Raw genomic sequence first — 12,124 nt, 5'->3', positions numbered from 1 at the left:
GAGCACTCTTCTACAGGTTGAACACGCGATGTGGGACGAACTCGCCCTGCGCGATCGAGCCGGTCGCGATCAGCACGCCGCCGCTCACGGCATAGACGGCATCAGCTTCCAGGGGGGCGTCGCGGCCGCGCAGCAGCACGCTCTGGCCGCGCTTCAGCCGGAGCGCGGCGTCGCGATGCACCACGATCTCCGGGATCAGCGTCAACGCCGCTGAGACAGGCAGCAGCGCCTCGGCGGCACCCTCGCCTTCGCGCAGTGCCTCCACGGTCGCGGCATCCGCGACCGCAAACGGTCCAACGCGGGTGCGGCGCAGATGCGCGACATGGCCGAGGCAGCCGAGCGCCAGGCCGAGATCCCTGGCGATGGCGCGGACATAGGTGCCCTTGCCGCATTCGGCCTCGAAGGTGGTGGTCGGGCCGTCATGGTTGACGATGCGCAGCGCGGTGATCTCGACCGGGCGCGCCTCCAGCGTCACCTCCTCGCCGTCGCGGGCGAGGTCATAGGCGCGCTCGCCGGCGATCTTGATCGCCGAGAACTTCGGCGGCACCTGCTGGATCGTGCCGGTGAAGCGCGGCAGCAAGGCTGCGATCGCCGGCTCGTCCGGCCTGAGCTCGGAGGTCGCGACGACCTTGCCCTCGGTATCGTCGGTATCGGTCTGCGAGCCCCAGGCGACGGTGAACTCATAGGCCTTGCGGCCGTCCATCACGAACGGAACGGTCTTGGTCGCTTCGCCCAGCGCAATCGGCAGGAGGCCCGAGGCGAGCGGATCGAGCGTGCCGGCGTGGCCGGCCTTCTTCGCCGCATAGGCGCGCTTCACCACGGCGACCGCATGGGTCGAGGTCATGCCGACCGGCTTGTCGAGCACGACCCAGCCATGCACGTCGCGCTTCTTCGGGCGCGGCGGCCGCCCGCTTTCCGCCTCTGCCGGGCGGTTCTCGTCAGTCGTCGTCATCATGCTTGTCTTGCTGATCAAAGTCCTGGTCGATCCGCAGCGGCTTGCGGTCGGTGTCGCGGCGGACGGCGTCGGAATCGAGCAGGGCGTCGATCCGCGCCGCCTCGTCGAAGCTCTCGTCCTGGCGGAAGCGGAGGTCCGGCGCGTATTTCAGGTTCACCTTATGGGCGATCTCGCCGCGGATATGGCGCTTGTGCCCGTCGAGTGCCTTCAGCACGGCTGCGATGTCCTGGCCGCCGAGGGGCATGATGTAGCAGGTTGCGAGCTTGAGATCGGGCGAGAGCCGGACCTCCGGCACGGTGATGACATGCTTCGCCAGCACATCGTCATGGATGTCGCCGCGCGCCAGCATCTCGGCCAGCGCATGCCGGATCAGTTCGCCGACGCGCAATTGCCGCTGCGAGGGCCCTGAGCCCTGTGAATTGGGTTTCTTCGCCATGGTTCTCGTTCTCCGGGATCGGACCGGACGGACGGGTTTGAAACGTCATGGCCGGGCGAAAGCCCGGCCATCTCTAGGTTTCCGGGAACAAGCGGGCCGATCAGAGGCTGCGCTTGATCTCCTCGACGCGGAAGCATTCGATCACATCGCCAGCGCGCATATCCTGGTAGTTCTCGAAGGACATGCCGCACTCCTGGCCGGCGACCACTTCCTTGGCGTCGTCCTTGAAGCGCTTGAGCTGGGCGAGCTTGCCCTCGTGAACCACGACGCCGTCGCGGATCAGGCGGACATTGGCGCCGCGTTCGATCGTGCCGTCGGTGACGCGGCAGCCGGCGATCTTGCCGACCTTCGAGACGTTGAAGATCTCGAGGATCTGCGCGTTGCCGAGCATGGTCTCGCGCAGGGTCGGCGCCAGCAGGCCCGACATCGCATCCTTCACATCATCCATCAGGTTGTAGATGATGCTGTAGTAGCGGATTTCGACGCCGGCCCGTTCGGCCGCCTCGCGCGCTTCCTTGTGGGCGCGGACGTTGAAGCCGATCACCACCGCGCCCGAGGCCTGGGCCAGCGTGACGTCGGATTCGGTGATCGCGCCGACGCCGGACGAGAGCACGCGGGCACGGACCTCGTCATTGCCGACCTTCTCCAGCGAGCCGACGATGGCTTCCACCGAGCCCTGCACGTCGCCCTTGACGACGAGCGGGAACTCCTTGCGGCCGGCGCCTTCCTTGAGCTCGCGCATCATCTCGGCGAGCGAGCGGCCGGCACCCGAGCCGGCGCCGCGGGCGGCGAGGCGATCGCGCTTCTGGCGCTCGCGGTAGTCGGTGATCTCGCGGGCACGGGCTTCCGACTCGACGACCGCGACGCGATCGCCGGCTTCCGGCGTGCCGTTGAAGCCGAGCACCTCGACCGGAAGCGACGGCGCCGCTTCCTTGATCTGGGCGCCGGTGTCGGAGATCAGCGCGCGGACGCGGCCCCATTCGGCGCCGGCGACGACGATGTCGCCGGTGCGCAGGGTGCCGCGCTGGACCAGTACGGTCGCAACCGGGCCGCGGCCGCGATCGAGCTTGGCCTCGATCACCGTGCCTTCGGCGGCGCGATCGGGGTTGGCCTTGAGGTCGAGCACCTCGGCCTGCAGCGCAATTGCTTCGAGCAGCGTGTCGAGCCCCTGGCCGGTCTTGGCCGAGACCTCGATCTCCAGCGTCTCGCCGCCGAGCGACTCGACCTGGATCTCGTATTGCAGCAGCTCCGAGCGGACCCGGTCCGGATTGGCGTCCGACTTGTCGATCTTGTTGATCGCCACGATCAGCGGCACCTTGGCCGCCTTGGCGTGGTTGATGGCCTCGACCGTCTGCGGCATCACGCCGTCATCGGCGGCGACCACCAGCACGACCACGTCCGTGACCTTGGCGCCGCGGGCACGCATCGCCGTGAAGGCGGCGTGGCCGGGCGTGTCGATGAAGGTCACCTTGGCACCGGCCGGCGTCGTCACCTGATAGGCGCCGATATGCTGGGTGATGCCGCCGGCTTCGCCGGAGACGACATGGGTCTTGCGGATCGCGTCGAGCAGCGAGGTCTTGCCGTGGTCGACATGGCCCATGATGGTCACGACCGGCGGCCGCGAGACCAAGGTCTCGTCGGTGTCCGGCGTGTCGAACAGGCCTTCCTCGACGTCGGATTCGGCGACGCGCTTGACGGTGTGGCCCATTTCCTCGGCCACGAGCTGAGCGGTGTCGGCGTCGATCACGTCGGTGATCTTGTGCATCGCGCCCTGCTTCATCAGCAGGCGGATGACGTCGACGCCGCGCTCCGTCATGCGGTTCGCGAGTTCCTGGATGGTGATCGTCTCCGGGATGATCACCTCGCGCATCACGCGCTCTTTCTGCGCGTCCGAGGCACGATGGCCGGTCATGCGCTGCACGCGCCGCCGGAACGAGGCGAGCGAGCGGGTCCGCTCGTCGTCCCCGCCTGTGGCGGTCGACAGCGTCAGGCGGCCGCGCGGCTTCTCGCCGACCTTCGGGGTCTTCGGAGCCGGAGCCGGGGCGCCGCGGGGTGCGCCGCCGGGGCTGCCACCGGGACGGCGGAAGGCGGGACGCGCCTCGCCGTCATCGGGACGGCTGCGGGGTGCGCCTGCCGCAGAGGGCGCCTGGCGCGCGGGCCGGGCGACGAGCGGCTCGGCGGTCGCATTGGCATCGGGACGCGGCGGGCGCGGCGAATCCGAACGCGGCGGCCGGAAATCCAGGCGCGGCGGGCGGGCGCCGACATCGCGCGCCGGCGGGCGCGGCCCACCGAATTCACGCGTCTCCCGGGGGCCGGACGGAGCAGGGCGCGGCGCCTGGGCGTAGGGCGGAGCTGAGGGAGCAGCCGAAGGTGCAGCGTCACGCGGCGGTGCGGGCCGCGGCGGGGCGGCCTCCTCGCTCATGCGCTGGCGGGCCGCGCTCTCGGCCCGGCGCTTGTGCTCGTCTTCCTGACGGCGGCGATCTTCTTCCTCGCGCTGGCGGGCCTGGGCGGCCTCGCGCTCGGCGCGTTCACGCTGCTCGCGGGCGGCGCGCTGGCGCGCTTCCTCTTCGGCGCGGGCGCGGGCCTCCGCCTCGGTGGCGCGAGCATCGGAGAGGGCGCGCTGACGCGCATCCTTCTCATCGTCCGAGAGCGTGCGCAGCAGCATGCTGCCGGCCGGGCGGCTGGCCTGCGGCGCGGGCTGCGGAGCCTGTGGCCGCGGCGGCGTCGGAGCCTGCTGCTGCGGCTGCGGGGCACGGACAACCGGCGCTGCCACGGGTTCGTGGCCGCTGACGCGGCGCTTGACCTCGACGACGACCTGCTTCGTGCGCCCATGCGAGAAGCTCTGCCGAACCGTGCTCTGCTCGACAGGACGCTTCAGCGACAACGTCTTCGGAGGCGTTACGCTCAAGGTCTTGTCGCCGGGGGTCTTGGTATCACTCATTCCGCTGTCGGTCCTGCCGGTTCGGTCTTCGTCTGGTCGCGTACGTCGGATTCTGCCGGGTCGATGAACGCCGTTTCGCCAGCATCGTTCATCCGAAAACGGATGAGCCGACGCCAGCGCGCGAGGAAACCCTCAGTCGCCGGACCCGGAGCAAGCGCTGCATGTATCACATGCTCACGCCCCAGCGCCAGTTCCAGTTCAGCCGCGGCGAAAATCGCCACGACCGGTATCTCTTTCGGCACCGACGCACGCCGCAGCGCCTGGCCGATCTTACGCTTTCCGTCCTCGGCGCCGTCGCTCGCGGCGATCACCGCGGCGGGACGCCCTGCTTCCGCCTGGGCCTCGACCTTGGCGAAGCCGGTCGAGACCAGCCCCGCCTTGTTCGCCATCGCCAGCGCCTGGATCGCGTCCCGGACCAGCAGCGCGTCGACCTCGGCCGCCAGCTCGGGCGAAACCGTGACTTTCGTCTTCAGCGAGCGCTCGAACGCGCGTCGCTTCACCGCTTCGCGGACCGCGGCGGCGCTGAGCGAGACCCAGACGCCGCGTCCCGGCAGCTTGCGCCTGATGTCCGGCACCAAGACCTCGCCGGGGCCGACCACGAAGCGGATCAGGTCTTCCGGCGCCCGGCCCTGGCGCGTCACCACGCAGGTCCGTTCCGGGCCCTCGCGTTCGGCGCGCCGGTTCATCTCGCGCTGTCCCGGCTCAGGCCTGCGACTCCTCGGTCTCGGCCTCCGCCTCGGCTTCCGGCTCCGGCGCCTCGATCCAGCCGGCCTTGATGCGGGCGGCCATCACGATCGCCTCGGCGTCCTGCCGCGACAGGTCGAAACCGTCGAGATAGCCGGAGTGGCGGGTGGTCTCGCCATCCTTGCGCTCGGTCCAGCCGACCAGGTCGTCGGTGGCGCAGCCGGCGAGATCCTCGACGCTCTTCACGTCGTTCTCGCCGAGCGCGACCATCATCGCGGTGGTGACGCCCTCGACCTCGCGCAGCTCGTCCTCGACGCCCAGCGCCTTGCGCTTCTCGTCGAGCTCGGCCTCGATCGTGGCCAGATATTCCTGGGCGCGGTTCTGGATCTCGGCGGCGGTGTCTTCGTCGAAGCCCTCGATCGAGGACAATTCGCTCGGCTCGACATAGGCGACTTCCTCGACCGAGCGGAAGCCTTCCGAGGCGAGCAGCTGGCCGACGGTCTCGTCGACATTGAGGGCGTTCATGAACAGCTCGGTGCGCTGCACGAACTCCTTCTGGCGGCGCTCGGACTCTTCGGCTTCAGTCAGGATGTCGATGTCCCAGCCGGTGAGCTGCGACGCCAGGCGGACATTCTGGCCGCGGCGGCCGATCGCGAGCGAGAGCTGCTCGTCCGGCACCACGACCTCGATCTTGTCGGCTTCCTCGTCCAGCACGACCTTGGCGACTTCCGCCGGCTGCAGCGCGTTGACGACGAAGGTCGCGACATCGGGCGACCACGGGATGATGTCGATCTTCTCGCCCTGGAGCTCGCCGACCACGGCCTGCACGCGCGAGCCGCGCATGCCGACGCAGGCGCCGACCGGATCGATCGAGGAATCGCGCGAGATCACCGCGATCTTGGCGCGGGAGCCCGGATCGCGGGCGACGGCCTTCACCTCGACGATCCCGTCATAGATCTCCGGCACTTCCTGGCCGAACAGCTTGGCCATGAACTGCGGATGGGTGCGCGACAGGAAGATCTGCGGTCCACGCGGCTCGCGGCGCACGTCGTAGACATAGGCGCGGGCGCGGTCGCCGACCTTGAAGGTCTCGCGCGGGATCATCTCGTCGCGGCGGATGATCGCCTCGCCACGGCCGAGATCGACGAAGACATTGCCGTATTCGACGCGCTTGACCGCGCCGTTGACGATCTCGCCGATACGATCCTTGTACTCGTCATACTGCCGGTCGCGTTCGGCTTCGCGCACCTTCTGCACGATGACCTGCTTGGCCGACTGCGCGGCGATGCGGCCGAAATCGAAGGGCGGCAGCGGATCGGCGATCACGTCGCCGACCTGGGCGGCCGGGTTGTGACGCTTGGCCTCGTCGACGGTGATCTCGACGGCGCCGTTCTCGACGAGGTCGACGACCTGGAGATGGCGCGCCAGGCGCAGCTCGCCCGACTTGGTGTTGATCTCGGCGTGCACGTCAGTCTCGGCGCCGTAGCGCGAGCGCGCCGCCTTGGCGATCGCGTCCTGCATCGCGTCGATCACGATCTGCCGGTCGATCGACTTCTCGCGGGCGACGGCGTCGGCGATCTGCAACAGCTCGAGCCGGTTGGCGCTGACGGCCATGGCGCTCACTCCTCTTCCTGTGTGTTCTTCACCGGCCCCTTGGCGCCCTTGCCCGGCTTGCGGGCCTTGGGGTCACGGGGGCCGAGCGACTTTCCGCGCCCGGGTACGGGCTGGGCGATCTCGTCGGCGGGCGGCATTTCCGGCGCCAGGCCAGATTTGCCGCGCCGGAGCGATTCGGTGACCAGTGCGTCGGTCAGCACCAGCCGCGCCTCGGCGATCAGGCGCATCGGGATCGCGACATCGCGCTCCTCGTCGGTCTTGGCGTCGTCGCGGCTCAGCAGGGCGTCGGTTCCGCTGGCGCCCCGCAGGATACCGCGGAAGCGCTTGCGCCCGGCGAAGGGCTCGCTGGTCTCGATCTTGGTCAGGTGCCCGGCCCAGCGCTCGAAATCGCTCGGCCTGACCAGCGGCCGGTCGATGCCCGGCGACGATACTTCCAGATGATAGGCCGTCTGAACGGGATCGTCGACGTCCAGCGCCGGCGATGCCGCCTGGCTCACGGCCTCGCAACCCTCGACGGTCATGGTGCCGTCCGGGCGCTCGGCCATGATCTGGACGGTGCAACCGTTCTGGCTGGTGACGCGCACGCGCACCAGCCGGTAGCCGAGATCCATGATCGCCGGCTCGACGATTGCCGCGACGCGCGCGGCCACGCCGCTCTCCACGACGATGCGCGCCTCTTGCCGCTCTTCCCGGTCCTGGCTGTTCTGCTCGACCATCCGTATGGCTCGCCCGTCTCCCGCCGGCTCCAAAAAAGACTCAGGGGCGGTTCGGCCAATAAAAAAGAGCGGGCCGGTGGGCCCGCTCTTGATCGCCGGCTTACACCGAAACCAGAGCTGTTGGCCGCTATCTAGTCCCGTTTCGGCGATCTTGCAAGCCTGTCCTCGATTTCGACGATGCCGCTAACCCGCTGGTCATTCTTCATTGCTAGGATCGGGGGATGGTTGAGTGGTGAGGTTGCGTGATGAGTCCTGTCGGCGCGTTGCTGCGCGATCTCGAGACGACGATGGCACGCGGCTCGACCGACGAGCGCGCCGTCATCCTGTCGCGCCTGACCGACCTCTTCCTGGCCACGGCCAACGAGATGGGCGAGGATCAGGTCGGCGTCTTCGACGTGGTGATCGGCCGCCTGGCCCGCGCGATCGAGATGAGGGCACGCATCGAACTGGCCGAGCGGCTCGCTCCCGTCCCCAATGCGCCGAGCGGCGTCGTGCGCCAGCTCGCGCTCGACGAGATCGCGGTGGCGCGGCCGGTCCTCGTCGCCTCGCCCCGTCTCAGCGACCATGATCTCGTCGCCATCGCCGCCGCCAAGGGCCGCGATCACATGCTCGCCATCACCGAGCGTCCGGACCTTGGCGAGCCGGTCACCGATTTCCTGATTCTGCGCGGCGGGCGCGTCGTGACCCATGCCGTCGCCGCCAACCAGAGCGCCCGCTTCTCCCGCCACGGTATGGGCGTGCTCGTCATGCGCGCGGCCCAGGACGACGCCCTGCAGGCGACGCTGGGCACCCGCGCCGACATCCCGGCCGATCTCGCCGAGCAGTTGATGGCGGCGGCCAAGAGCTCGGCCCGCCGCCGGCTCGAAGCCTCGCTGGAGCCGTCCCTGATGGGTGCCGTCGCCGGCGCGGTCGAGCGCGGCGCCGAAGCGGTCTCGGCCCAGACGGCCATCGGCGACGAGCTCGGCCGGTTCGGCAAGGCGCTGGCGGACGTCAAGGCCTTGGACGAGGCCGGCAAGCTCGACGAATCCGTGGTCGCCCAATACGCCACCTCCGGCGCGGTCGAGCATGCGATCTGCGGGGTCGCCACCCTCGCCCGCCTGACGTTGCCGGCGACCGAGCAGATCGTCTTCGGTCCCGATCGCGATGCCGTGCTCCTGGTGGCGCGCGGCATGGGCTGGTCCTGGGAGACGACCAGGGCGCTGATCGGTCTGCGCAAGGGCGACGGCAAGTCCGCCCCGGTGCTGGAGCGGGCCAAGCAGAGCTTCCGCAACCTGACGCCGGTGACGGCGCAGCGCGTGCTCGGCTTCCTCAGGATGCGCGACGGTGCGCAGTCAGATAGCTCGGCACTCGCCCGGCCTTGATCGCCTTGGCCTCGTAGCGCGTGCGGACCCAGCCGGGATAGGGCTGGCGCCACTCGTCCGCGCTCTCGTCGATCCAGTCGAAATCGGGCGAGGCGGCGAGCCGCGCCAGCGTCCAGCCGACATAGTCGTCGATGTCGCTGGCGAAGCGGAAGCGCCCGCCCGGCCGCAGCACCCTGGCGAGCAGGGAGAGCGTCCGCTCCGAGACGAAGCGGCGCTTGCGCTGGCGGCGTTTCGGCCATGGGTCCGGATAGAGCAGGTCGGCCGCATCGATGCTCCCCTCGGGGAACTGCGGCAGAAGCAGCGCGGCATCGCCGTCCCAAAGCCGGATGTTGCGCAGGCCTTCCTGCTCGATCACGGCCAGGAACTTGGCCATGCCGTTGATGAAGGGCTCGACGCCGATGAAGCCGATCTGCGGGCTCTCGCGCATGCGCGCCAGCAGATGCTCGCCGCCGCCGAAGCCGATCTCGAGCCTGACGGCTTCGACGGGGATCGGAAAGAGCGCCTTCAGATCCTGGATCTGCCCTTCCGGCAGGCGAAGCGCCGGCAAGGTCTCGGCGATGCGCTCGGCCTGGCCCTGGCGCAGGCCCTTGCCCTTGCGGCGGCCGAAGAAGGCCCGGTCTGGATCGTGCTGCTCTGTCATGGGGATGCCTTTACGGCGGACGGCCGAAAAGAAAAAGGCCGGGGCGTCGCCCCGGCCTCGATGTCCGCGCGGGCGGCCTGGATCAGGCGACGGCCTTCTTCAGCGCATCGACCAGATCGGTCTTCTCCCAGGAGAAGCTGCCGTCGCGGCCGGCCTTGCGGCCGAAATGGCCATAGGCCGCCGACTTGGCGTAGATCGGCTTGTTGAGGCCCAGATGCGTGCGGATGCCGCGCGGTGTCAGGTCCATCACCTCGCCGAGCACGCCCTCGAGCTTGGCCTCGTCGATCTTGCCGGTGCCGTGCAGGTCGACATAGATCGACAGCGGCTTGGCGACGCCGATGGCGTAGGAAAGCTGGATCGTGCAACGGTCGGCCAGCTTGGCGGCGACGACGTTCTTGGCGAGATAGCGCGCCGCATAGGCGGCCGAACGGTCGACCTTGGTCGGGTCCTTGCCCGAGAAGGCGCCGCCGCCATGGGGCGCCGCGCCACCATAGGTGTCGACGATGATCTTGCGGCCGGTCAGGCCGGCGTCGCCATCGGGGCCGCCGATCACGAACTTGCCGGTCGGGTTGACGTGCCAGACGGTGTCCTTCGAGATCCAGCCATCGGGCAGGGTCTCACGGATATAGGGCTCGACGATCTTGCGGACATCGGCCGAGGTGAGCTTCTCGTCGAGATGCTGGGTCGAGAGCACGATCTGGGTGACGCCGACCGGCTTGCCGTTCTCGTACTTGACCGTGACCTGGCTCTTGGCGTCGGGGCCGAGCTTGGCGGCCGGGCCTTCGCCGGCGTGACGGGCCTTGGCGAGGACCTCGAGGATCTTGTGGGCGTAGTAGATCGGCGCGGCCATCAGCTCCGGCGTCTCGCGGCAGGCGTAGCCGAACATGATGCCCTGGTCGCCGGCGCCGACATCCTTGTTGCTGCCTTCGTCGACGCCCTGGGCGATGTCGGCCGACTGCGGGTGCAGCAGCACGTCGATCTTGGCCTTCTTCCAGTGGAAGCCGTCCTGCTCGTAGCCGATCGCGCGGACCGCCTTGCGCGCCGCCGACTTCACCTTCGACTTGATCTGCTTCTCGTCGAGATGGGTGCGGACCTCGCCGGCGACGACGATGCGGTTGGTGGTCGCCAGCGTCTCGGCGGCGACGCGCACCTGCGCCGGGTCATGGCCCGCCTTGATCGCTTCCTTGAAGAACAGATCGACGATCTCGTCCGAGATCCGGTCGCAGACCTTGTCCGGGTGGCCTTCGGAAACGGACTCGCTGGTGAAGAGGTAGTTCTGGCGGGACACGGTCGGGGATCCTTCCCAGGCTGCGGGGCGGCGCCGGTGGGGACCTGCGCACGGATGAAAAATGCGCAGCGTCTTTTGCAGCGGAAAGGTCCGCCGTCAAGGCAGGAAATTCTTTTGATAGATATTTTGTTCGTTAAGTCGAACGAACAGGACGTGGAATCAGGTTGTTTCTCCGGATTCGTCCGCCAGGGCCTCGACCAGGTCGATGACGCGTCGGCGTACACGCGGGTTCTTGATGCGTACGAACGCCTTGGACAATTGTACGCCCTCGCTGGTGGAGAGGAAGTCGGCGACATAGGTCGTTGCCGCTGCGTCGGCGAAACCGCCGGCGGCCACGTCGCCGGTCGGGGCGCCCTCGAAGAAGAAGGCGACGGGTACGCCCAGCATCTTGGCGATCTGCTGCAGGCGGCTGGCACTGATTCTATTGGTGCCCTTCTCGTATTTCTGCACCTGCTGAAAGGTCAGCCCCAGCGCCTCGCCCAGCTTTTCCTGGCTGATTCCGGCCAGCATGCGCTGCATGCGTACCCGGCTGCCGACATGGCGGTCGATCGGATTCGGAAGTTTCTTCAGCATGTGCCGTTCACCTCGGGGCCACTCAACCGCACTTCCGGCCGCGCGTCTACCGCCAGCTCCGCAAAGCCACGAGTCGGTATGCATTGGTATGCGTTGATTCTTGGCCGTTCTGGGTTGAAGCTGCTAAGGTCGGAAAAAGACGGGACATGTCGGGACGACATTTCAACGCGGGACGAGACGCGCTCGACTTCATCGATCGGCTGAGCACCCTCGCCGATCCGACGATGGTTGTCGCCGCTTTGCGCGACAAGCTCGCCAGCTATGGCTTCCACGCCTTCCTCATCACGGGCCTGCCGGAAATCGGCGACCGGATCGACCCGCTCGTTCTCCTCAATGGCTGGCCGCCGGGCTGGTTCGAGCTCTATCTGGAGAAGTCGTTCTCGGACTGGGACCCGATCGCGGCGCATTGCAAGACGACGATCGACCCGTTCGCCTGGAACGACGTCTACCAGGAGGGCGCGGCGCTGCCGCGCCAGCGCGAGGTGATGCACCGGGCTCGCGACTTCAACATGATCGAGGGCTTCTGCGTGCCGATCCATGGCGAGGCGGGCTTTCAGGCGGTGGTCACCATGGCCGGCGATCGGCCGGACCTGTCGCGCCAGGCCCGTTCGGCCATTCACCTGATGTCGATCTACGCGCATGGCAAGGCGGCCGATTGCCTGCGGCCGGCGCGCCGCGAGCACGTCCTGACGGTGCGCGAGCGCGAAGTCCTGACCTGGTTCGCGATCGGCAAGACGACTGAAGGCGTGGCGGAGCGTCTCGGCGTTTCCGCCGGCACGGCGGAGGCCCATTTCGAGAACGCCGCCCGCAAGCTCGGTGTCAGGGGCCGCACGCGCACGGTGATCGAGGCCTATCGCCGCGGCGAGATCAGCATCTAGGCGTGTTCCGTAGCGGCGGGACTACTTTTGCGGTAGGA

General features: G+C 68.5%; 11 protein-coding genes. 2 read left to right on the top strand and 9 right to left on the bottom strand.

From position 1 onward, the window contains the following. Nucleotides 1-10 precede the first annotated feature (10 nt). From truB to rimP, 6 genes are all read right to left on the bottom strand, one after another. Nucleotides 11-955, bottom strand: a complete 945-nt coding sequence (gene truB / locus VGV58_RS24915) for a tRNA pseudouridine(55) synthase TruB (protein WP_326876741.1) — start codon at nt 953-955, stop codon at nt 11-13. Next, complete coding sequence (gene rbfA / locus VGV58_RS24910; protein WP_326876740.1) at nt 939-1,391, bottom strand: 30S ribosome-binding factor RbfA; 453 nt, start codon at nt 1,389-1,391, stop codon at nt 939-941. Before rbfA ends, truB begins: the two co-directional genes overlap by 17 nt. 100 nt (nt 1,392-1,491) lie before the next feature. Then, complete coding sequence (gene infB / locus VGV58_RS24905; protein ID WP_326876739.1) at nt 1,492-4,332, bottom strand: translation initiation factor IF-2; 2,841 nt, start codon at nt 4,330-4,332, stop codon at nt 1,492-1,494. Then, nucleotides 4,329-5,018, bottom strand: coding sequence for an RNA-binding protein (locus VGV58_RS24900; protein ID WP_326876738.1), 690 nt, complete (start codon nt 5,016-5,018; stop codon nt 4,329-4,331). Before VGV58_RS24900 ends, infB begins: the two co-directional genes overlap by 4 nt. Before the next feature lie 16 nt (nt 5,019-5,034). After that, nucleotides 5,035-6,630 (bottom strand): transcription termination factor NusA, encoded by a 1,596-nt coding sequence (gene nusA, locus VGV58_RS24895; RefSeq protein WP_326876737.1) that lies wholly within the window; start codon nt 6,628-6,630, stop codon nt 5,035-5,037. Between the two features lie 5 nt (nt 6,631-6,635). Further along, the gene (gene rimP, locus VGV58_RS24890) at nt 6,636-7,346 is read right to left on the bottom strand and encodes a ribosome maturation factor RimP (protein WP_326876736.1); all 711 of its coding nucleotides are present in this window, start codon (nt 7,344-7,346) and stop codon (nt 6,636-6,638) included. Nucleotides 7,347-7,591: 245 nt separating this feature from the next. Between rimP and VGV58_RS24885 the strand changes: the two genes are divergently transcribed. Beyond that, nucleotides 7,592-8,707 carry a DUF2336 domain-containing protein gene (locus tag VGV58_RS24885; protein ID WP_326876735.1) on the top strand — a complete coding sequence of 372 codons (1,116 nt, stop codon included), beginning with the start codon at nt 7,592-7,594 and terminating at the stop codon, nt 8,705-8,707. On the opposite strand, the gene trmB is transcribed toward VGV58_RS24885, so the two are convergent. From trmB to VGV58_RS24870, 3 genes are all read right to left on the bottom strand, one after another. Continuing rightward, complete coding sequence (gene trmB, locus VGV58_RS24880) at nt 8,655-9,347, bottom strand: tRNA (guanine(46)-N(7))-methyltransferase TrmB (protein WP_326876734.1); 693 nt, start codon at nt 9,345-9,347, stop codon at nt 8,655-8,657. The two genes, VGV58_RS24885 and trmB, sit on opposite strands and share 53 nt — an antisense overlap. Before the next feature lie 82 nt (nt 9,348-9,429). Next, complete coding sequence (gene metK / locus VGV58_RS24875; protein WP_326876733.1) at nt 9,430-10,635, bottom strand: methionine adenosyltransferase; 1,206 nt, start codon at nt 10,633-10,635, stop codon at nt 9,430-9,432. A 159-nt stretch (nt 10,636-10,794) separates the two neighbouring features. Then, the gene (locus VGV58_RS24870; RefSeq protein WP_326876732.1) at nt 10,795-11,208 is read right to left on the bottom strand and encodes a helix-turn-helix domain-containing protein; all 414 of its coding nucleotides are present in this window, start codon (nt 11,206-11,208) and stop codon (nt 10,795-10,797) included. A gap of 146 nt (nt 11,209-11,354) precedes the next feature. Here VGV58_RS24870 and VGV58_RS24865 point away from each other — a divergent pair, with 146 nt between their 5' ends. Further along, nucleotides 11,355-12,086, top strand: coding sequence for a LuxR family transcriptional regulator (locus VGV58_RS24865; protein WP_326876731.1), 732 nt, complete (start codon nt 11,355-11,357; stop codon nt 12,084-12,086). Nucleotides 12,087-12,124: the final 38 nt, after the last annotated feature.

The sequence above is a fragment of the Allobosea sp. genome, assembly GCF_035944895.1.
Classification (GTDB): domain Bacteria; phylum Pseudomonadota; class Alphaproteobacteria; order Rhizobiales; family Beijerinckiaceae; genus Allobosea.
This window is presented reverse-complemented; position numbering and strand designations above follow the sequence as displayed.